The organism is Cetobacterium sp., from assembly GCF_051653945.1.
In the GTDB taxonomy this organism is placed as follows: domain Bacteria; phylum Fusobacteriota; class Fusobacteriia; order Fusobacteriales; family Fusobacteriaceae; genus Cetobacterium_A.
Map to the genome: position 1 here is coordinate 25,819 of NZ_JBOFXD010000060.1, position 20,679 is coordinate 46,497.

Genomic DNA, 20,679 nt, shown 5'->3' on the forward strand with positions numbered 1-20,679 from the left:
TCTGCTAGTATTATACTATATAAAAACCTATTTTACAAAGTACTTTTGTAAACTTTTTGTAGATAGGGTTAAGCCTATGGATAAAACAATAAGTAATACAGACAATGCATTTACAACTGGAGAAACCCCTAACCTAATCATAGAGTATATTCTTAATGGTAGTGTAGAAGATCCAGGTCCAGCAACAAAGAATGTTGTAACAAAATCATCAAATGATAAAGTTAAAGCCATTAAAAATCCAGATATTATAGCAGGCATCAACATTGGTAGAATTACCTTTTTTAATGTTTGAAACTCATTGGCACCAAGATCATAAGCAGCCTCAACAATAGAGTAATCAAATTCTCCAAGTCTAGATAAAACAATAAATAAAACAAAAGGTATATTAAATGTTGTATGGGCTATAAAGATACTAGTTAATCCTAATTCTAATTTCATAGTAGCAAACATTATTAAAAGAGAAACTCCTAAAATTATATCAGGAATAACTAAAGGTAAAAAAGTAATAACTTTTAAATAATTTTTATGTTTAAAATTATACCAATGTATTCCAATAGCTCCTAAAGTACCAATCAATGTCGATATTGTGCTAGATAAAATTCCTATTATTAAACTATATTTAAAAGCTTTCCAAATGTTATCAGAATATAAAAATAGCTCTTTATACCATTTCATTGAGAACCCTTGCCAAGTGCTAGATCTACCTTCGTTAAAAGAATACATAACAAGAATTACTAGTGGTAAATAAAAAAATATCATAGAAAGAATAAAGAAAAATAAAGATGTTCTTCTTCTATTCATCACTTACCTCCTTAGATTTTTTTTCAGCTCTCATAAAAATTAATAGAGCAATTGATGTAACTAAGATAAGCATAGCAGATATAGCAGAGGCTAAAGGCCAGTTTCTTGTTACAGTTAAATGCTGAGCAATGATATTTCCAAGCATAGTAGCTTGAGTACCACCCACAAGCTTAGGGATTGCATATGATCCCATAGCAGGAATAAAGGTAAATAAAATAGCTGTAATGATACCAGATTTAATATTTGGTAAAAAAACTTTTCTAAAAGCTTGACTATTAGTAGCTCCCAAATCTCTTGCAGCCTCAACTAGAGAAAAATCAAATTTTTCAATAATTGCATAAAGTGGCAATATAGCAAAGGGTAAACTAGTATAAACAGTTATTAGAATAACCGACCCAGTATTATATAATAGCTTTAATGGAGTTTCTATTATTCCTAATTTAATTAAAAATGTATTTAAAAATCCATTCGAACCTAAGATTGATATCCAAGCATATATTCTAATTAGAAAATTAGTCCAAAATGGAATAATAACAAGGATAAGTAGCTCTTGTCTAAATTTAGACCTAGCAATAAAATATGCAGTAGGGACAGCTAAAAGTACTGTTATAAAAGTTACAGCTATAGATATATATATTGTTCTAAATAATATTTTCAAAAATATAGGCTCAAAAAATACATTGAAATTTTTGAGAGTGAAGATCATTTGAACTCCACCGTAAGTTCCTTTTGTTAAAAAAGCATAACTTAGAACAATAAGCATTGGAATGACAAAGAATACAGACATCCAAAGAGTTAAAGGAATACTGTAAAAACTTCCAGAAGATATTTTTTTCAATTATATCACCTCAACTAAGAAGCTATCATCAGCATGCCAAGATATATAGGCATCTTCATCCCAGTGTATTGTATCATTGTCTTCTTCATCAAAATAAACAGCGTGCTGTTTAAAGGCTTTAAATAGAATATTTTTATCACCATTTACCCAAACAAAATATTTACTTTGGAACCCTGAATAGATAAGTTCATCCACATAAACTTTTAAAGTGTTATGTTTATCCGAAAGTCCTGTGGGTATATGTTTAGAAACTCTAATTTTTTCAGGTCTTATTGAAACTCTGATTTTATCCCCAATTTTAATAGGTTTATCTAATTCAAAAATTAATTCACCTAGAGATTCGCTTTGAATTTTTCCATATGTTTTATCAAAAATTTCAGTCACAACACCTTCAAAGAAATTATTTTCACCGATAAAATCTGCTACAAATGAATCAGCGGGAGCTTCATAAACTTCAGCAGGAGTTCCTACTTGTAAAATTTCGCCCTTATTCATAACTGCAATACGATCAGAAATAGATAGTGCTTCTTGCTGATCATGTGTAATAAAAATAAAAGTTATTCCTACTTCATCATGAATATTATCAAGTTCAATTAAAAGATTTTGTCTTAATTTAGCATCTAATGCTGATAATGGTTCGTCTAACAGTAAAACACCAGGTTTATTGATAAGAGCTCTGGCAATTGAAACTCTTTGTTGCTGTCCACCAGAAAGTTGATTAGGTTTTTTGTACATATGATCTTTTAAATCAACAAGCTCGATGAATTTTCTAACTTCAGCATCAATTGTTTTCTCATCAACTTTTTTTAACCTAAGAGGAAAAGCTACATTTTCATAGACTGTTAAATGAGGAAATAAAGCGTATTTTTGGAAAATTGTATTTACGTTCCTTTTATTTGGGGCTAACTCAACTATATTCTCATCTCCTAAATAGATTGCTCCACTATCAGGAGTTATAAATCCTGCAATCATTCTTAAAAGAGTAGTCTTACCACATCCAGATGGACCCAAAATAGAAAAAAACTCTCCATCTTTAATATTTAAGTTAATATCTTTTAAAACATCAACTCCGTCGAAACTTTTTTTAATATCGACAATTTTAATATCTGTTTTTTTCAATTTTACCTCCTAATATATAATAAATTTGTTCACAATAATAATATTCTATCATATTTAACAAATAAAATAAACCAGTTTATTTGGTATAAATAAAAAAGAATCCTAGCTGTACTAGGATTCTTAAATTTTCTTAGAAATGAGCAGGTTCTACGTGACCGTAATCTCCACTTCTTTTTTTATAAACGATATTCATATCTCCAGTTTCCGAGTTTGTAAAAACGTAGAAATCTTTATTTAAAGCTTCTAATTGTAATATAGCTTCTTCTACATCCATAGGTCGAGGATTAACTGTGATACTCTCAATTTTTTTTGTAGATTCTACAGTAATTGAGTTATCAGAAGATTCGAATGTAATTTTTTTAGCAGTAGGAATATTAGGTGATGAGTGATTATTATCTCTTAATTTTTCCTTGTGCTTTTTAATCTGTTTTGCTAAAATTTCAGTTACACGATCTATTGCATTATAAAGGTCGTCATCTGTATAAACACCCTTAATCACATTTCCGTTCACATGAACTCTGGCATCGACTCTTTGTAGAGGTCCTGTTTTTGATTTTGTAGCGGATAAAGTAACGTTTACAGTTAAGATGTTATCAAAGAATTTTTTTAATTTAAAAAAGTTCTTTTCACAATGACTTTTGATGGCGTCAGTAATAACAAGATCTCCGTTAGTATTATAGTTTATTCTCATACAAACCACCCCTTATGGATATTTATGTAGCTTTCTTACTCTATCTATACCTTTATTCTGAAAGAATTCCTTTTTTTAAGAATAATTTTTTGTTAGATATCTCAGCAAGCTCTCTTGAATGTGTTACTGTTATAATTGTTTGACGTTTTTTGCCGTTAATTTGTTTGAAAATATTAAAAATTTTTTCACTTGTCTCATTATCTAGATTCCCAGTAGGTTCATCTAAAAGTAAAATTTTAGGGTTATTTATTAACGCTCTTGCAATAGCTACTCTTTGTTTTTCTCCACCAGAAAGTTCAGTTGGTTTATGATTAGCTCTATGGTCAACTCCGACCTCTTTAAGAAGTTCAAGAGCTCTTTTCTCAATCTCCTTTTTTTTAGAATAATCTTGAGTTAGAGCTGGAATCATAACATTTTCGAGAGCTGTAAATTCAGGTAAAAGATAATGGAATTGAAAAACAAAACCAATTTTTTTATTTCGTACTAAGTCGATATTAGAGCTATTTACAGATATATTTTCATTATCAATATAAATATTTCCTGAAGTAGGAGAATCTAAAAGACCAATTAAGTTTAATAAAGTAGTTTTCCCAGAACCAGATTGTCCAAGAATAGAGATAAAATCCCCCTCTTCAATTTGTAAATTTAAGTTTTTAATAATCTCTAAAGTTTCTGTCTTAGTCGAATAGTTTTTACAAATATTTTTTAATTCAAGTACAATATTTTTAGTCATGTCTTAAAGCCTCCACAATTTTTAATTTTCCAGCCCTATATGCAGGAAATACACTGGATAAAAATATCAACAGTATATTAGCTCCTACAATAGTTGATAACTCTTTTAATGATAACTCTATTGGAACTTTTGTCAAATAATATATGGAAGATATACCAGGAAGAGAGTATGTTTTAATATACCAAAGTAAAAATAAAGATATAGCAACTCCAAAAATAATTCCAGTTAGCCCCAGCATTATTCCCTGAATTAAAAATATCTTAATAATAGAGCTATGAGATATTCCAACAGATCTCATAATTCCTATATATCTAATCTTCTCTCTCACCATTGTGTTCAAAATTACCCAAACTACAAAACCAGCTATAATAACAATTAATGAAAAACCTATAATCATTACTGTTTTTTCAAGAGTAAGAGCTTTCAAAAGATTTTGATTTAAACTTCCCCAAGTTCGATTGTAAAGGCCTGTATCAGAATAAATTTTATTAGAAATTTTATCAGCATCATATGGGTTTTTCAAAATTAAATCGATTGAACTAATTGTTCCATCTCTTTCTGTTATATATTGGGCAGTTTGAATAGGTAAAATAATCATTGATAGATCATAATCATAATAACCACTTTGAAAAGTTCCCATAATTTCCAATTGTAACTCTTTATTATTTGCAGAGATTATATTAATAGGGTCCCCAATACTACCTCCAATTCTATTTAAAAGTTCCTCTCCAATTAAAACCCCTTTTTTATTTGATAAATCAATACTTCCTCTTTTGATTTTACTTTCTAAATTAAGAGCAGGAATAGCTTTTTTTAAATCTAGTCCATCTAGTTTAACTCCAGAAACATAAGTTCCTAAAATCCCATTATATTTAACAATCCCTTGACTAGAAACTTTAGGAATTACTCCTTTAACTTCTGGGTATTTTTCAAAAGTACTTTCTAGAGAATCATAATTTTTTAAGTTTTCATTACCGATAACAGTAACGTGACTAGATAGAGAAAGAATACTATCAATCATATTTTTATTTAAGCCATTTGAAATACCAATAGATACAGTAAGAACGATAATACCAATGGCAATACCAATAATTCCAATAAAACTTTGTTTTTTATGTTCGAAAATATGTTTTTTAGCTATAAAAAATTCAAATAACATTAATTCACCTCGCAGTTAGTTAGTAAAAAGAGTTTTTATTAAAATCTCTTTCAATTCATCAGTTGTAATTTTAGTATTTAAAGCTTTTTTTAATTCTGTAAGTTGCTTGTCACCTAAATATTTTTCATCAATAATATTGTCTACATAAAGCATATCAATCTCTTGAGGAGAAAGTTTATTAATTGTCTTTAAAAAAAGATCTCCATAATTTTTAAATTTTTGATTACCAATTCCTCTAATTTTTAACATTTCCCAACGATTTTGAGGTTTTTTTTCAGCCATTTCCATAAGAGTTAAATCAGAGAAAATAATATAGGGAGGAACTCCCTCTTTTTGAGCAATCTCTTTTCTTAAATTGTTTAATGTTTCAAAAAGTGGATCTTCAAAATAATCAAATGTTACAGATTCATTTACCCTTCTAAATACAGCTTTGATATTTTTTAAAACTTTAAAGGCTTTAGAAGTTAATTTTAGTGTAGGAAAACTCCCAGCACTTTGTTCTAAATAGTTTTCAGATATAAGATAATATATAAACTCTTCGAGATTAGTTCTATTATAAGAGGACATAATCCCAAATGTAGTAAGTTTAAAATATTCTTTTCTTTCAATTTTTGTATCAATTTTTCCCATTAAAATATTAGTCAGAGTAGAGATACCAATGCTTTCTTTTGTACGACCAATGCAGGAAAAAACTTTCTGTGCGTCTAAAGTAAAAGATTTTACATCTTTAAAATTTTTACAATTACCGCAATTACCACAGTAATTTTTAATTCTTTTATCGCCAAAATATTTTAAAATATACTCTCTATAACAACTTTCTAAGTAAGCATAGTCAATCATTTGATCGAGTTTTTTTCTTTTGGTATTTTTTAAATGTTTTGAACTCTCCTCATTTTGTTCAATTAGAAACTCTTGGGTAGACACATCCTCTTCAAAGAAAAGAAGTATTGCTTCAGAAGGTGCACCATCTCTTCCAGCTCTGCCCGCTTCTTGATAGTAACTTTCCAAATCTTTTGGGATATTTCGATGTATGACATATCGAACATTGGATTTGTCAATACCCATGCCAAAAGCATTAGTAGCAATCATAACCTTAACGTCATCTCTTAAAAATTTATCTTGAAACTCTGTACGTTCTTTTTCATCTAAACCAGCATGATATTTTCCAACACTAAATCCTTTAAGTTGTAAATAACCATATAAATTGTCAACTTCTTTACGGGTAGCAGCATATATTATTCCAGATTTTTTTGAATTTCTTTTTAAATATTCACTGATAAATGCTTCTGGAACAACACCTTTTTCAACTTTAAAAGTAATATTTTCTCTATCGAATCCATCGACAGAAACTTTTGGATTTTGTAAATTAAGTTTTTCAATTATATCTTGTCGAACTTTGCTTGTGGCAGTGGCAGTAAGTGCTAAAATTTGTGGTCGTTGATTGATTTTAGTTAAAAAATCTGGAATCTCCAGATAGCTTTTTCTAAAATCATGTCCCCATTGAGAAATACAGTGAGCTTCATCAACAGCAATCATAGATAGTTGTATATTTTTTATAAAGTTTATAAATTTTTCATTTGCTAGCCTTTCTGGTGCAATATAAAGAATCTTTATACTTTTATTTCTAATTCCCTGAACTAATTTAAGATATTCCTCCTTACTCAATGTAGAATTTAAAAATCCAGCTCTTACACCTAAATATTTTAAAGAATCAACTTGATCTTTCATTAAGGAGATAAGAGGGGAGATAACAATAGTAAGGTGAGGATAAATTAAAGCTGGGATTTGATAACAGATAGATTTTCCTCCACCAGTAGACATAACACCTAAAGTGTCTTTTTTAGAAAGGATATTATTAATAATTATATCTTGTCCTTTTCTAAAATTTTCATATCCATAAATAGTTTTTAGTAACTCTTTTGCTTTTGTTTTCATAACTTCCTTTCTTTTTAAAAGTTAATTTCTGAATAGATTTTATCATAATAAAGATATTTTTTATATAAATAATATTCAATTTTATTAAAAATCATAGTAGAATATAATAAGCATAAAAAATGGAGGAAAAAATGATTTTAGTAAAATATGAGGATTTGTTGAAGGAGAAGAACTACACTTTAATAGATGTAAGAACTCCAAAAGAGTTTAAAGAAGAGCCTATTCCAGGAGCTATAAATATACCATTACTTTTAGATGAAGAGAGAGTTGATGTTGGAACTGCTTATAAACAGGTTTCACCTGAAAAAGCTAAAGAGTTAGGTGTTGAAGCTATTGCTAAAAGATTACCCGATATATTTAGAGAGGTTCAAAAACATGCTAAAGGTAGATTAGCATTTTATTGTGCTCGTGGTGGAATGAGAAGTGGATCTATGTCAGCACTATTTGAAGCTTTAGGGTATACAACTTGGAAGTTAGAAGGAGGGTATAGAGCTTATAGACAGTATATTTTAGAAAATATAAAAACTTATAATAAAGATGTAAAATATATTGTTTTACATGGAAAGACTGGTATAGGAAAGACGAAAATTTTACAGCAATTAGAAAAAAAAGGATACTCAGTTTTAGATTTAGAAAAAATAGCTAATCATAAAGGTTCGTTTTTTGGTGGAGTTTGTGAGAAAGAGGAGCAGAGTCAGAAAAAATTTGATTCTTTAATATTTGATTATTTTTATAAAAATAAACCAGAATACGTAATTGCAGAAAGTGAAAGTAAAAGAATTGGAAATGTATATGTTCCTGAAGATATATTCAAATCTTTAGGTAATGGAGTACATTTATCATTAGAAACAACAATAAAAAATAGAGTAGAAGTAATAAGAGAAGATTATGCAGGAGCAACAACAGATGAACTTCAAAGATGTTTAGATAAAGTGGGAAGATATATTGGTGAAGAGAAATATGAAGAGTACTCACAAATGTTAAAAGATAATAAAATAGATGAGCTTTCAGAAGTTTTAATGCTAGACTATTATGATCCTCTTTACCAAAAGAGTATTGAAAAATATATCTATGATTCAGAGATTTTTTATGAAACTATAGATGAGGGAGTAGAGAAAGTGGTGAGATATCTAAATGAAAAAGGTATTTTTGGAAAAGAGGTCACTGAATAAAATATTTATAGTTTTACTATCATTTGCCTTAGCAGTTTTAATATACTTACTTTTTAGAAGTAGAAATCTTTTTTACTATCAAATTATAGAATTGCTGAGTTTAGATTCATATGTTAGGTCAGTAAGAAAGGTAGTATGGGTTTATAGAAAACATATACCTAATTGGGTAATATACTCTTTGCCTGATGGGTTATGGTTATTCTCAATGGGTGTATCTATTTTACATAATAGAGTTTTTTATAAAAAGGCTCAAAATATATTTAATATAATATTTTTTACTATGATTGGAATAGAAGTATTTCAAGGGATCTATGGAGGGCATGGTACTTTTATAGGAACCTTTGATGGAGCTGATGTAATATGCTATACAATAGGATATATAGTGGCCTCTATATTGGGGTATTTAAATTGGGTTAAAAATTCTAAAGAGAAGATAATACAAAATGAAGATGGGATTTTAAAAAAAGAGAGAAAAAAAATCCTAATAATTGTAATTGTATTTACAATATTAGGATTTTTTCCAGCCTTGGTGACTTAATTATCTTAAAGTAATTATATTATCTTCTAAAGATTCAATAATAGCAAGGGATTCAAGATGGATTCCTTGCTCTTTTAATACACTTCCACCTGGTTGGAATCCTTTTTCAATAACAATTCCAACACCTTCTAGAGAAGCTCCAGCTTGATCAATTATATTTTTAAGTCCAATAATAGCATTTCCCATAGCTAAAAAATCATCAACAACGAGAATACGATCTTCAGGTGATAAAAACTCTTTGGAAACAGTTATATTGTAGTCTTTTTTCTTTGTAAAAGAGTGAACATTAGCATTATACGCATCCCCCATAGTAGAAGGCTTCTTTTTTTTAGCAAAAACCATAGGTACTTTAAGTGCATAAGCAGCAGCAATACCGATAGCAATACCAGAAGCTTCTATTGTAAGAATTTTATTTATATTCTTTCCTTCAAAACGTTTTTTTAATTCTTCTCCAATCTCTATCATTAAAATAGGATCAATTTGGTGATTGATAAAGCTATCTACTTTTAAAATAGACCCATCAGTAACTGTCCCGTATTTTTCAATATATTCTTTTAATAATTTCATTTTTGTTCCTCCGACATTTCTAATTTTTTTAAATCATTTTGTGTATCTATATCAAAAAACTCCAAAGAGTTTTTAAAATTACATTTTATAAAATTTTCTTTTTTTAAAATCTCACGTCCTCCACTATCCCCTTTAAGCTCTATGAGTTCACCACGATAACGTTTTGGAAAAAGCACAGGAGCTTTTTTACTTCCATCTATAATTGGAACTATAATTTGATTATATTTTTGAAATTCATATATCAATTTTAGTAGAGTACTCTTTGTCAGAAAGGGCATATCTCCTGGAATAAATAGATAACCAGATAGAGAGGCGTTTAAAGTTCCCAATATTACAGAGTAGCTTTGACCAAGTTCTGGATTAGGATTGTTTACATAAGAGTAGTTATATTTATAACTTAGTTCATTATGAAAAGGAATTTTTCCAACAAGTATTTTTTCTTTAAAGTTTATTTGAGATATATTTAAAAGAGTTTCCTCCAATATAGTTTTTCCATTGATTAATTTAAAACTCAGTTTATCGCCTAAAAATCTTTTTGAAAAACCTGCTGCTAAAACAATTGGAGTGATATTTTTAAAAGAGAAAAATTCATCTTTAAAAATAGACCCAAAATAGATTTTAGAGGTAATATTAATACTATTTGCAATATTAAAAAAATCTTCAAATAAATCAGTAGATTCAATTTTATTAAAAAATAGTATTTTTTCATTTGAAGTTCCTTTAAAAAAGGTATTGGAATTAATATAACCTATATAATCATTTTTTTCAATAGTTTTATTAGAATTAAAATATTGTTTTTGAAAAAGGTCAAATCTATGGATAGTATTTTCATTTTTTTCTTTATATAGGGCTGTTATATCAACAATAGCGATAGTTTTAGTAGAGTCTGGATAAATTACAGGCTCGTTACTCTTCCAACCTTTCAGAGCTTTATTAGCACTTCCATCAGCTTCTATTAAAATAAAGTCAAAATGATTTTTAAATTTATTTAACTCTTCAAAAGAGGCACTATCAATTTTACCATTCTCAATTTTTGGACAAAAAATGTGTATAAAATTATCCTGAGGAGATATAAAATCTATCTCCTCAGGATATATGAAAATAAAACTATTATTTTCTGTGTTTTCTGGTTTAAAAATTTTAGTGGTTGTAGCTATTAAGACAGTTCCTCTTTTTTTTAGTTTATTTGCCAGATGGAACATCAATGAAGTTTTACCACCAGCTCCAGTAATAGATATAATATCTCCTTTGACGATATTAAAAAGTTCTGACATAAAAATCTCCTCCCACTTTGAATAGTTTTAGATATCTAAAATTCCCATTAAAACTTTTTCAGATGTTACAGGCAAATTTCTAACTCTAACTTTAGTTGCATTATATACTGCATCTACGATGGCAGGAGCAGGAGTATTTACAACAACTTCACCAACAGATTTAGCTCCAAAAGGTCCTGTTTTTTCATAAGAGTTTGAAAATTCAACTCTTATATTTTTACAATCAAGTCTAGAAGGAATTTTATATTGCATTAAAGAGTCTGTTATAACTCTTCCCTTTTTATCATACTTAATATCTTCAAAAAGAGCAAGTCCTATTCCTTGAGCAGCTCCACCTTCAACTTGAACTTGAACTAAGTTTGGATTAATTGGAGTTCCACAATCTACAACAGAAAGATAATCAGTAACTTCAACTTCTCCTGTTAAAGTATCTACTTCAACTTCAGCAAATCCTGCAATAAATGGTGGTGGAGAACTTTCTCCTCCCCAAGTTCCAGTTGTAGTGATTTGATTCATTCCTTCAAAAGAGATAGAACGTTGTGCAAACTCTTCTAAAGAGATAGTTTTATCAGCTATTTTTAACTCTGTCCCAAGATAGTCAATATCATTAATTTCAACATTGAACATTTTAGATGCACCTTTTAAAATCTCCTCTTTCATATTATTTGCAGCAATAATTACAGCATTTCCAGTGACATAAGTACCACTAGATGCATATGCTCCAGGATCATATGGAGATAAATCAGTGTCTGCTGAGTGAATAGAGATTCTATCCATAGGAACTTCTAAAACTTCAGCGGCCATTTGGGTAAGAACAGTATCGCACCCTTGCCCCATATCAGTTACTCCTACCATAAGGTTGAAATCGCCTCTATCTCCAAGCTTTATTGTTGCAGCAGCAGTATCAATACCACCAATTCCAGATCCTTGCATTGTAACAGCCATTCCAGCAGCTCTAACTTTATTAGGAGCTACTTCCCTAGGGATTGATTTTTCTGCCCAATTAAATTTTTCTTTACCAATTTCAATACATTTTTTAATGTCCCCACTTGTAATATACTTTCCTTCCCCTGGTTCAACAAGATTTTTCATTCTAACTTCAGTAGGATCAAGATTTAGGTGATGAGCTAATTCATTAATAATAGACTCTACAGCAAAAGTTCCTTGAGTAGCTCCATATCCTCTAAAAGCACCAGCATTCATAGTGTTTGAATAAACAATATTAGCATTAAATCTCATAGGTACAGTTTCATAAAGAGGGAAAGTTTTATATGAAACAAGAGAGGTAACTGTAGGTGCATGTTCGCCATAAGCACCAGCATTCGATAAAACATTTATATCAATGGCTTTAATATTTCCATTTGTGTCTGAACCTATTTTAACATCAAGCTTCATTGCATGTCTTGTAGTTGTACAAGTATGAGTTTCTTTTCTATTGTATACTATCTTAGATGGCTTTCCTGTTTTTAAAGTGACAAAAGCTGAATAGATTTCACAAACAGCTGTTTGTTTACCACCAAAACCGCCCCCAATTCTAGGCTTAATAACTCTTATTTTACTGCTAGGCATCTCTAAAGCTCTAGCTAAATGTCTTCTAACATGAAATGGAATCTGTGTTGAGCTTATTGTTGTTAATCTGCCATTGACATCAAAATAACTATAAGATCTATAAGTTTCCATCATAGCGTGCATTTGTGGTTGAGTATAGTATGTTCTTTCAAGAATAACATCACTATTTTCAAATCCTTCGTCAACACCAGGTTTTTCATCATAGGCTTTAGAGGCTATATTTCTTTCTCTTTCGTATCCTATTTCAAAATTAGTATGAACTTCCTCTGGATGAATAACAATATTAGAGTCAATCGATTTTTCAAAATCTAAAATTGGTTCTAAAACTTCATATTGAACTTTAATTAGTTTCATAGCTTTATCGGCAGCTCTTTCGTCTTCAGCAGCAATAATAGCTACAGGATCTCCAACATATCTAACATATTCGTCAAGAATCCTTCTATCGTATGGAGAGGGTTCAGGAAAACCTTGTCCAGCTAAAGTAAATCTAGTTTTAGGAGTATCATCATGTGTAAAAATAGCTTCAACACCAGGAACCTTTAAAGCTATTGATGTATCAATAGCTTTAATTTTAGCAAAAGGATGAGGTGATCTCAATAATTTTATAGTTAAAACATTATTATTTAAAATTAAATCTTCAGTATAAGCAGGATTTCCTGTAACAACTCCTATACCATCAACTTTTTTAACTGATGTATTAACAATTTTCATTTTTTATCTCCTCCATAAAATTTCTAATTGCCCTAAGTTGAGACATGTATCCACTGCATCTACAAAGATTTCCATTTAAATAATGCATAATTTCATCATCAGTAGGATTTTCTAATTCTTTTGTCATTGCAATAACGGTTAGTGTGAATCCAGGAGAACAAAAACCACACTGCTCAGCCCCTTCGCTAGTCATGAAAGAAGCAAATTTTTTAGCTTCTACTGGAAAATGCTCAATTGTAGAAATTTGTTTTCCTTGTGCTCTAGCTGCAAGAGTACTACAAGAAAGTATAGGAGAACCGTTTAAAAGAACTGTACATAAACCACAAGCTCCAGTATCACAACCTCTTTTAACACTTAGGAACCCCTCTTTTCTTAAAACATCAAGTAGATAATCGTCATCTTTTATAAGAATCTCTTTTTTTCTACCATTTATAGTAGTTGTTAATAACATTAATTTAAAACCTCCTGAATTCCTTTTCTAAGTAATGCTGTTAGAAGGAGCTCTCTATAAGATTTTGAACCCCTCATATTTGAATCTAAAGGAATCTCATTTCCAATATATTTCATAGCGTTGATAATTTCTTTTTCAATATTGTCACTGTGGTTAAAAATATCCATAGTTTTTCTAGCTAACATAGCTCTTCCAGGTCTTGCCCCAACAGCAATAGTTACACTATTATCAAATTTACAAATAGCTAAATTTATAATAGAATAATCAGTTTTACTTTTTCTTACACACTGAAAAGATGTCTTACAAACTTTTTTAGGTATTAAAATCTCTACTAATATATCTTTTCTAATATCTGTTTCATTTAAAAAAGACTCTAATGTTAAGATGCCACCATTGAAAAGTTTAACTTTACTATCTAAAGCAAGTAAAACTGGGATTAAATCAGAGAAACCATACTTGCTAAAAACTGTTGCTCCAACAGTTACATTTGTTCTAAATTGTACACCAATAATATCCTTTAAAGCAGTATTAAAAATTTCTCCAAAATAGTTTTTTAAAAGAGAGTTTTTTTCAAGAGCTCTAAAATTAGTCATAGCTCCTATTGAGATAAAATCCTCTTTTTCTAAAATATAATTTAGGTTTAAATTAGATAAATCAATAGCTGTATTCCAAGAGGCGTTTCCCATTCTTAAATAAGAAGTTCCACCTAGAATAATATTTTTTTTATTTTTTAAAAGTTCTGAATAAGCTTCTTCAAGAGAAGAGGCTAGAAAAAATTTGGAAAAAGAAAACAAGTTAAAACCTCCAATTAATCTTATTTATTAAGCAACTTTTTTAGCTAGTTTAGCTTCTTCAGTTACTTTTTCTTCAACTATTTCATTCTCTGGAGGTAAAATTATATTTAAGAATACGGCAATTGTACCTGAAACAACAATTCCAGATCCACCAAATATAAGTTTTATACTCTCAGGGAAAACAGTTAGAGCTTCAGGAACATTTCCAAGTCCATATCCAAGTCCTAACGAAACAGCTAATATAACAGAATTTCTACCTTTTAAAGGTTCTTTAGTAATTAAATTGATACCACTTATTGAAATCATAGCAAAGACCATAACTAAACTTCCACCAATAACACTAGCGGGGATAATTGTGAAAAGAGCACCTATTTTAGGGATAAAAGCTCCTACAACTAGGAACATAGCTCCAGTTGCAACAACAAATCTACTCATAATACCAGTCATAGCAATAATACCAGTATTTTGGCTAAAAGATGTAGTAGGTAAAACAGAAAATACTGCAGCTAAAGCACTTCCAAGTCCATCAGCAAGAATTCCACCTGATAGTTCTTTATCAGTTGTTTCTCTACCAGCACCTCCCATAGTAACTCCAGACATATCTCCAACAGTTTCAACAGCAGAAACGATAAACATTAAAATCATAGCTAAAATAGCATCAAAATGAAATGCAAATCCAAACATTAAGGGTTTAGGTATAGTAAGATAGTCTGCTTGAATAAGTGGTTGTAAATTTACTTTTCCAAACATTAAAGCTACTATGAAACCAACAATTGTTCCAATAAAGATAGAGCCAGTGCTTAAAATCCCCTTTGTAAATTGTTTAAAGAAAACAACTGTAATAAGAACAACAGTTCCAATAAGTAAGTTTTCAATAGAACCAAAATCTGGAGCACCAACACCACCTGCAAAACTTTTAATACCAACTGGTAAAAGTGAAAGGCCAATTGAAAGAACAACAACGCCTGTAACAATAGGTGGAAAATACTTTCTTACTCTTTTTATAATAAGACCTAAAAGTCCTTCGAAGATTCCTCCAATTAAGGCAGCACCCAATACTCCTTCAAAACCATATCTTGTTCCAATAGAGATAGCAACAGGAACAAAAGCAAAACTAGTTCCAACAACAATTGGCAGTTTAGCTCCAATAGGACCAAGAGTGTATGCTTGGATTAAAGTATTTAAACCTGCAACAAACATAGAAGCTTGAATAAGAAGTGTTTTTTGCTCAGGTGAAATTCCTAAAACGCTAGCAACAATTATGATAGGTGTGATGTTACTAACAAACATTGCCAAAATATGTTGCAAACCTAAAGGTAAAGCCGTTTTTAATTCTGGAACTCCATCTAAGTGATAAGGCGATCTGTTTTTGTTCATTGATAATCCTCCTAAAATTCTTTTTTGAATTTTACTCAAATATATAGTTGGGATTAAACTATTGTAGAAAATAAAAAAAGATTATCTTTTTTCATCTTCTACAAGTGAAAAATAGATAATCTAAAAAAACTAGACTAAAAAATCTATTTATTTCACCCATAGTGGCTAATTTAAGGTTAGCCGTAGAAACTTCCGACCGTATTACGGATATATATGAGTAATTCTTTAATTTCCATTGAAAAACCTAAAAGATCAATGGGTGGTGCACTTAAAATGCTCTTAAAAATTCACTAATTAAATCTTAGTGAATTTAAGAATGTTTACTTAGGAAAAATAATATCATAATTTAGCTGACTTTTCAATACTTTTTTACCAAATCGATAAAGGTGGATTATACAAAGTCAAAACAAAAATAACGATAGTCAAATTATTAATAATAAAAAGTTTGACAAACAAATTACTTTGGTATAAAATATCAAAGTAAATGCTGTTATTTACGCCAACCAAAAAATTAGTTAAGAATTGAAGACCCTTCCCAAGGTCTTCTTTTTTTATATTGATTTATTTGTTGTTTGTTTTGACAATTATATATTTTAAGAATATACTAAGTGTAACCAAAACTAATATAAGGGGGCTTTTTATGAACTATATACAGTTAAGTGAAAAATTAAAGATGTCAAAAATAGCATTAGGATTCTGGCGTTTAAATGATTGGGGAATGTCAAAAGAAGAGTTGCTAGAGTATTTAGAAAAAGCAGTTGACTTAGGTGTTACAACATTTGATCATGCAGATATTTATGGTCGTTACACTTGTGAAAAAATTTTTGGAGAGGCCTTAGCTTTAAAACCAGAATTAAGAGCAAAAATGCAATTAGTAAGTAAAGTTGGAATAAAATTAGTATCAGAGAATATGCCTGAAAATAGATATCATTGTTATGATACAAGCTATGAACATATAGTTAAAAGTGTAGAAAAATCTTTAAAAAATTTAAATATAGATTATTTAGATTTAGTATTGATTCATAGACCTGATATGTATATGGATGCTGATGAGACAGCAAGAGCTTTAACTGATTTAAGAGAAGCTGGAAAAGTTTTAGAGTGGGGAGTTTCTAATTTTTTACCATCAGATTTTAATCTTTTACAAAGTAGATTGGATTTTAAACTTGTTACTAATCAAATAGAGTTATCACCACTAAAAACACAACATTTTTATGATGGAACAATAAATTTAATGCAGGAAAAAAGAGTTCCTATAATGGTTTGGTCGCCTTTAGCAGGAGGAGATATTTTTATTTCTGGAGATGAAAATGCAGTGGAGTTAAGAAAAGTTTTAGAGAGATTATCTAAAAAGTATGGTTGTAAGACTGATACAATAATCTATGCTTGGCATTTATCTCATCCTGCCAATTTAGTACCAATTTGTGGAAGTGGAAAGATAGAAAGACTGGAGTCTGCAGTGAAAGCGTGTAATATAAAGTTGACAAGAGAAGAGTGGTTTGAAATACTAGTAAATGGAATGGGAAATGATATTCCATAAAAAATAGATAAATAAAAAAGCCTCACTTTTTGGTGAGGCTGAACTTTTAAAATTGGCGGAAGCGTATAGGAATCGAACCTACCAGCGATTTAACTCGCCAAGACAGTTTTGAAGACTGCTGAGTACACCAGTAACTCATCCGCTTCCAATTTCATATTTATTATATCATAAATTTTTAAAAATTAAAAGTAGAAAAATTCTTTTTAAAACCATTTTTTTCACAAAGATAGAAATTATATATATTTTTATCTATATTATTTTCAATTAAAAGTTCTATTATTTTATGTGCATCTTCAATATTTGCTTTTAAAGAAAGACCACAACTAGCTTTTAATTCACCAGGTAATGGTATGATTCGAACATCTATTCCACTTTCAACTAAGAATTTTTCTACCTTCATAACTAAATGAGTTGAATCGATTGTTATAATTAAAAATTTTTCTGAACTCATTATGGTCTAATCACCTTATTTGCTTTCATTTGCTTTTCTATTATATTATACATATTTGTGGCACTTCCAACAGCAATATTATTTTCTAAATGATAGAAATTAAGACAAGCTCCACAAGATAGGATTTCAACCCCTCTTCCTTCAAGAATTTTTAAATCTTTTATAGTAGTTTCATTAGAAGCTGTTAAGAAAACACCTTTATTATAGAAGAGAATAGCTTTTGGTAGAGTTTCCATTTCAGTAAGGGTATATATAAATCCTTTCATTAAAGTTTCCCCAAGAGCAACGTCCCCATCTCCCATTTTATCAGAAGCAATAACTATAATAGTGTTATTTTCATCATTAGGTGTATTAGAATTTGATGAAGTTTCATTAATTGTTTTATTTATTTGAATAAAAAATATTCCATTTTCTTCCTTAGTAGTAAAAGAAAATCCCATCTCTTTTGAAAATTTTTCAATATTTTCCTTAGAAATTTTATTATCTATAGAAACTTCAATTGAACCTTCTGTTATTTCTTTTAAAGCATTTTTTGTCATAATAACTGGTATAGGACAAGTTTGTCCAATAGCATTAACTTTTATCATTGTTTCACACTCCTTAAAAAATTATACTTTTTTTAATTATACAATATTTATACAAAAAATTATACTTTAAAATTGACATAAATAGACAATAAAAAAATTGATTTTTTTTAGTAAAGGTGTTATTATAAAAACTGTTTTAAATATAATACATTACGAGGAGTTGAGAATGAAAAAGAAGTATCTATCTGTGTCATCACTAGTAATGATGATATTCTTGGGAGTATTTGGATTTGGAAATATTGCCAATAATTTTAAGGAAGTAGGAATGTCATCCGCCACAATGCTGGTAATAGGAATATTATTTTATTTTTTACCACTTTGTTTAATAATGGCAGAATTTGGAGCGTATGCTCAAGATAGAACAAGTGGAATATATTCATGGATAGAGATAGGATTAGGAAAAAAGATGGCCTATTTTGCAATTTGGTCATATTTTATAGCAAATATATTTTATTTACCAACATTAGCAACAAGAGTACCAACATACTTTAGTTTTGGATTATTTGGAGATGCGAATATATCAAATATACAAACGGCTACTTTATCTTTATTAGCACTGGTTATATCATTAATTATTGGTGTGAAGTATCAAAAAGCTATAGGAGCTCTTTCAAAGCCTATAGGATATGTTTCACTCTTTACAGTTTTAATGTTCTTAGTAGCAGGAATATATCTTCATTTAACGGGACAAGGAGCTACAGACTTAACAACTGAGATGTTTGTAATAAAGGTTACATCTAAATCAGATTTAGCTAGGTCTTTAGGAACATTTTCATGGATACTATTTGCATTTGGTGGAGGCGAGGTAGTAGGACCATATGTAAATCAAGTTGAGAATCCAGAGAAAAACTTTGTAAAAGGATTACTTGTAGCCTCAATGTTAATAGGGATACTTTATGTTTTAGGAATTGTTTCAGTTTCAGCATTTGGAACTCAAGAGGATTTTTCAAAAATATCTTTAATAAATGCAGTTTTAGCAGGGTTTAAATTTATGGGGGATAAGATAGGATTAGGAATTTGGTTTGTTAAATTAATGGGAATAGCTTATTCACTAATAACGTTAGTTGCTCTTATTCTTTGGGGGACTTCCCTAGCAGCTGGAGTATTTAGTGAAGCACCTAAAGGGACTTTTCCAGATTGGTTAACAAAGAAATGTGATAAAAATGGAATTTTAAGAAATGCTTTAATATTTCAAACAATATTAGCATTTTTATTTATAGCTCTTACAACTTTTGGTGGAGAGGCGGCAGGAGAGTTATATTATAGAGTATATGATATGACAACAATGGCTTTAATTGTACCGTATTTTTGTTTAGGAATTAGCTATATATTCTTTAGAAAAAGAGGGTATATATCTCCTTTTCAAATATCAAAAGGGAATTTAATACCTATTTTAGCAGGAGTATCAGTTTCAGCAATGACATTTATAGCTTTTATTTTTGCAGGATATGATTTTACAGTACCAGTGATAAAGCAGTTAGATAAAATGAAACTGTACTATGGTGGTCTATTGATGTTTATGTTAATAGGTGTGGTAATTAAATTTTTAAGTGGAATAAATCATAAATCTAAAGAGGATAAGAAAAAATAGATTAAACAAAAAATGGAAGAACGTGAAAGTTCTTCCATTTTTGTTATATTGTTTTCTTAAATTCAGTTTCAGCAACAACTTTTAATCTAGTTAATTGATTCTCTAGAATTTTTTTATTAAAAACATTGAAAAGTTTATGTAATGAAGTTCCTTTTAACGTCCAAGCAGTTAGCATTAAATGAGTTTTAGTTGGGTTAACCTCTTCAAAATCATATTCAAGTTTAAAGTCTACCCATTTATCCCCTACTTCAATTTGGTACATTTTACCATCTTCATAAGCTAAAACCTTTCCACAATACTCCTCTTTAAAACCGTACATTTTTATTTTTTCACAGAAAGTAGAACCAGTAACCTCTGGTGTATCTGTATGCTTCTCATCCTCTAAACCTGTAATCCAAAGAGCGTGCTTACTGTAATCAGATATAAGTTTAAATACAAAATCTTTTGGGGCTTGAATATCAATCCCTTGAACAAAAAATGGTATTTTTTCATTTAATTCTTTTAGTTCCATACAAATCACTCCCATTTAATAGAATATAATATATTATTAAGTGATTTTGTGAAATTTCCTTTAAGATTATATATTATTTTTTATTCGATAGCTCTCAATTTTTTTAGTAACTTTTTTTTCATCAAAAGTTTCAAGATATATGAGAGCCATTTTACGACTAGTTTTAAGAAGATCTCTAAACTCTGCCAATGTGATTTGAGTATTTACTGCAAGGAAGTGTTCTAATCTATTTAAAGCTTCTTGATAAAAACCTTTTAAAAGAAAATATTC

21 protein-coding genes, 1 tRNA gene and 1 riboswitch are annotated in these 20,679 nt (G+C 29.4%); of the genes, 4 read left to right on the forward strand and 18 right to left on the reverse strand.

Annotated elements, in window-relative coordinates:
* Nucleotides 1-27 precede the first annotated feature (27 nt).
* From ACRC8M_RS06710 to recQ, 7 genes are all read right to left on the reverse strand, one after another.
* On the reverse strand, nt 28-801 hold the full coding sequence (locus ACRC8M_RS06710; RefSeq protein ID WP_438528427.1) for an ABC transporter permease: 774 nt from the start codon (nt 799-801) through the stop codon (nt 28-30).
* Entirely contained in the window at nt 794-1,639 is an 846-nt protein-coding gene (locus tag ACRC8M_RS06715; protein WP_023049582.1) for an ABC transporter permease, read from the reverse strand. Before ACRC8M_RS06715 ends, ACRC8M_RS06710 begins: the two co-directional genes overlap by 8 nt.
* The gene (locus ACRC8M_RS06720) at nt 1,640-2,758 is read right to left on the reverse strand and encodes an ABC transporter ATP-binding protein (RefSeq protein ID WP_438528428.1); all 1,119 of its coding nucleotides are present in this window, start codon (nt 2,756-2,758) and stop codon (nt 1,640-1,642) included.
* A 130-nt stretch (nt 2,759-2,888) separates the two neighbouring features.
* Nucleotides 2,889-3,449: a ribosome hibernation-promoting factor, HPF/YfiA family gene (gene hpf, locus ACRC8M_RS06725; RefSeq protein WP_438528429.1), complete on the reverse strand. Its 561-nt coding sequence runs from the start codon at nt 3,447-3,449 to the stop codon at nt 2,889-2,891.
* A 52-nt stretch (nt 3,450-3,501) separates the two neighbouring features.
* Nucleotides 3,502-4,182 carry an ABC transporter ATP-binding protein gene (locus ACRC8M_RS06730; protein WP_438528430.1) on the reverse strand — a complete coding sequence of 227 codons (681 nt, stop codon included), beginning with the start codon at nt 4,180-4,182 and terminating at the stop codon, nt 3,502-3,504.
* The gene (locus ACRC8M_RS06735) at nt 4,175-5,341 is read right to left on the reverse strand and encodes an ABC transporter permease (protein ID WP_438528431.1); all 1,167 of its coding nucleotides are present in this window, start codon (nt 5,339-5,341) and stop codon (nt 4,175-4,177) included. The genes ACRC8M_RS06730 and ACRC8M_RS06735 overlap by 8 nt, the downstream gene beginning before the upstream one ends.
* A 15-nt stretch (nt 5,342-5,356) precedes the next feature.
* Nucleotides 5,357-7,276 carry a DNA helicase RecQ gene (recQ, locus tag ACRC8M_RS06740; protein WP_438528432.1) on the reverse strand — a complete coding sequence of 640 codons (1,920 nt, stop codon included), beginning with the start codon at nt 7,274-7,276 and terminating at the stop codon, nt 5,357-5,359.
* A 131-nt stretch (nt 7,277-7,407) separates the two neighbouring features.
* Between recQ and mnmH the strand changes: the two genes are divergently transcribed.
* Together mnmH and ACRC8M_RS06750 are read left to right on the forward strand one after the other, a co-directional pair.
* Nucleotides 7,408-8,448 (forward strand): tRNA 2-selenouridine(34) synthase MnmH, encoded by a 1,041-nt coding sequence (mnmH, locus tag ACRC8M_RS06745; RefSeq protein WP_438528433.1) that lies wholly within the window; start codon nt 7,408-7,410, stop codon nt 8,446-8,448.
* On the forward strand, nt 8,411-8,986 hold the full coding sequence (locus ACRC8M_RS06750; RefSeq protein ID WP_438528434.1) for a hypothetical protein: 576 nt from the start codon (nt 8,411-8,413) through the stop codon (nt 8,984-8,986). Before mnmH ends, ACRC8M_RS06750 begins: the two co-directional genes overlap by 38 nt.
* On the opposite strand, the gene ACRC8M_RS06755 is transcribed toward ACRC8M_RS06750, so the two are convergent.
* The 6 genes from ACRC8M_RS06755 to ACRC8M_RS06780 are packed head-to-tail and all read right to left on the reverse strand — an operon-like array spanning nt 8,987 to nt 15,729.
* Nucleotides 8,987-9,553, reverse strand: a complete 567-nt coding sequence (locus ACRC8M_RS06755; protein WP_438528435.1) for a xanthine phosphoribosyltransferase — start codon at nt 9,551-9,553, stop codon at nt 8,987-8,989.
* Nucleotides 9,550-10,827 carry a selenium cofactor biosynthesis protein YqeC gene (gene yqeC / locus ACRC8M_RS06760; protein WP_438528436.1) on the reverse strand — a complete coding sequence of 426 codons (1,278 nt, stop codon included), beginning with the start codon at nt 10,825-10,827 and terminating at the stop codon, nt 9,550-9,552. Before yqeC ends, ACRC8M_RS06755 begins: the two co-directional genes overlap by 4 nt.
* A 27-nt stretch (nt 10,828-10,854) precedes the next feature.
* Entirely contained in the window at nt 10,855-13,107 is a 2,253-nt protein-coding gene (locus ACRC8M_RS06765) for a xanthine dehydrogenase family protein molybdopterin-binding subunit (RefSeq protein ID WP_438528437.1), read from the reverse strand.
* Nucleotides 13,094-13,558: a (2Fe-2S)-binding protein gene (locus ACRC8M_RS06770; RefSeq protein WP_438528438.1), complete on the reverse strand. Its 465-nt coding sequence runs from the start codon at nt 13,556-13,558 to the stop codon at nt 13,094-13,096. The genes ACRC8M_RS06765 and ACRC8M_RS06770 overlap by 14 nt, the downstream gene beginning before the upstream one ends.
* The gene (locus tag ACRC8M_RS06775; protein ID WP_438528439.1) at nt 13,558-14,352 is read right to left on the reverse strand and encodes an FAD binding domain-containing protein; all 795 of its coding nucleotides are present in this window, start codon (nt 14,350-14,352) and stop codon (nt 13,558-13,560) included. Before ACRC8M_RS06775 ends, ACRC8M_RS06770 begins: the two co-directional genes overlap by 1 nt.
* 27 nt (nt 14,353-14,379) lie before the next feature.
* On the reverse strand, nt 14,380-15,729 hold the full coding sequence (locus ACRC8M_RS06780; RefSeq protein ID WP_438528440.1) for a uracil-xanthine permease family protein: 1,350 nt from the start codon (nt 15,727-15,729) through the stop codon (nt 14,380-14,382).
* Between the two features lie 139 nt (nt 15,730-15,868).
* Nucleotides 15,869-15,966, reverse strand: a riboswitch (purine riboswitch).
* Between the two features lie 403 nt (nt 15,967-16,369).
* Here ACRC8M_RS06780 and ACRC8M_RS06785 point away from each other — a divergent pair.
* The gene (locus ACRC8M_RS06785; protein WP_438528441.1) at nt 16,370-17,269 is read left to right on the forward strand and encodes an aldo/keto reductase; all 900 of its coding nucleotides are present in this window, start codon (nt 16,370-16,372) and stop codon (nt 17,267-17,269) included.
* Nucleotides 17,270-17,322: 53 nt separating this feature from the next.
* On the opposite strand, the gene ACRC8M_RS06790 is transcribed toward ACRC8M_RS06785, so the two are convergent.
* From ACRC8M_RS06790 to yedF, 3 genes are all read right to left on the reverse strand, one after another.
* A tRNA-Sec gene (locus ACRC8M_RS06790) sits at nt 17,323-17,416 on the reverse strand.
* A gap of 28 nt (nt 17,417-17,444) precedes the next feature.
* Nucleotides 17,445-17,720, reverse strand: a complete 276-nt coding sequence (locus ACRC8M_RS06795) for a DUF3343 domain-containing protein (RefSeq protein ID WP_438528442.1) — start codon at nt 17,718-17,720, stop codon at nt 17,445-17,447.
* Nucleotides 17,720-18,307 (reverse strand): sulfurtransferase-like selenium metabolism protein YedF, encoded by a 588-nt coding sequence (yedF, locus tag ACRC8M_RS06800; RefSeq protein ID WP_438528443.1) that lies wholly within the window; start codon nt 18,305-18,307, stop codon nt 17,720-17,722. The genes ACRC8M_RS06795 and yedF overlap by 1 nt, the downstream gene beginning before the upstream one ends.
* 166 nt (nt 18,308-18,473) lie before the next feature.
* On the opposite strand from yedF, the gene ACRC8M_RS06805 reads away from it, so the two are divergent.
* Nucleotides 18,474-19,898, forward strand: a complete 1,425-nt coding sequence (locus tag ACRC8M_RS06805; RefSeq protein WP_438528444.1) for an amino acid permease — start codon at nt 18,474-18,476, stop codon at nt 19,896-19,898.
* 43 nt (nt 19,899-19,941) lie between these two features.
* Here the strand turns inward: ACRC8M_RS06805 and ACRC8M_RS06810 are convergent, their stop codons facing one another.
* On the reverse strand, nt 19,942-20,409 hold the full coding sequence (locus ACRC8M_RS06810) for an SRPBCC family protein (protein ID WP_438528445.1): 468 nt from the start codon (nt 20,407-20,409) through the stop codon (nt 19,942-19,944).
* Nucleotides 20,410-20,475: 66 nt separating this feature from the next.
* On the reverse strand, nt 20,476-20,679 hold a 204-nt coding region (locus ACRC8M_RS06815), incomplete at its 5' end, for a SelB domain-containing protein (protein WP_438528446.1).

Bases quoted from the DNA above. Each gene is read 5' to 3' on its own strand.
- ACRC8M_RS06795 (WP_438528442.1), bottom strand. From the start codon at position 17,720: ATGAGTTCAGAAAAATTTTTAATTATAACAATCGATTCAACTCATTTA.
- hpf (WP_438528429.1), bottom strand. From the start codon at position 3,449: ATGAGAATAAACTATAATACTAACGGAGATCTTGTTATTACTGACGCC.
- recQ (WP_438528432.1), bottom strand. From the start codon at position 7,276: ATGAAAACAAAAGCAAAAGAGTTACTAAAAACTATTTATGGATATGAA.
- ACRC8M_RS06730 (WP_438528430.1), bottom strand. From the start codon at position 4,182: ATGACTAAAAATATTGTACTTGAATTAAAAAATATTTGTAAAAACTAT.
- ACRC8M_RS06750 (WP_438528434.1), top strand. From the start codon at position 8,411: ATGAAAAAGGTATTTTTGGAAAAGAGGTCACTGAATAAAATATTTATA.
- ACRC8M_RS06765 (WP_438528437.1), bottom strand. From the start codon at position 13,107: ATGAAAATTGTTAATACATCAGTTAAAAAAGTTGATGGTATAGGAGTT.
- yqeC (WP_438528436.1), bottom strand. From the start codon at position 10,827: ATGTCAGAACTTTTTAATATCGTCAAAGGAGATATTATATCTATTACT.
- ACRC8M_RS06735 (WP_438528431.1), bottom strand. From the start codon at position 5,341: ATGTTATTTGAATTTTTTATAGCTAAAAAACATATTTTCGAACATAAA.
- ACRC8M_RS06710 (WP_438528427.1), bottom strand. From the start codon at position 801: ATGAATAGAAGAAGAACATCTTTATTTTTCTTTATTCTTTCTATGATA.
- ACRC8M_RS06780 (WP_438528440.1), bottom strand. From the start codon at position 15,729: ATGAACAAAAACAGATCGCCTTATCACTTAGATGGAGTTCCAGAATTA.
- yedF (WP_438528443.1), bottom strand. From the start codon at position 18,307: ATGATAAAAGTTAATGCTATTGGACAAACTTGTCCTATACCAGTTATT.
- mnmH (WP_438528433.1), top strand. From the start codon at position 7,408: ATGATTTTAGTAAAATATGAGGATTTGTTGAAGGAGAAGAACTACACT.
- ACRC8M_RS06770 (WP_438528438.1), bottom strand. From the start codon at position 13,558: ATGTTATTAACAACTACTATAAATGGTAGAAAAAAAGAGATTCTTATA.
- ACRC8M_RS06805 (WP_438528444.1), top strand. From the start codon at position 18,474: ATGAAAAAGAAGTATCTATCTGTGTCATCACTAGTAATGATGATATTC.
- ACRC8M_RS06785 (WP_438528441.1), top strand. From the start codon at position 16,370: ATGAACTATATACAGTTAAGTGAAAAATTAAAGATGTCAAAAATAGCA.
- ACRC8M_RS06755 (WP_438528435.1), bottom strand. From the start codon at position 9,553: ATGAAATTATTAAAAGAATATATTGAAAAATACGGGACAGTTACTGAT.
- ACRC8M_RS06810 (WP_438528445.1), bottom strand. From the start codon at position 20,409: ATGGAACTAAAAGAATTAAATGAAAAAATACCATTTTTTGTTCAAGGG.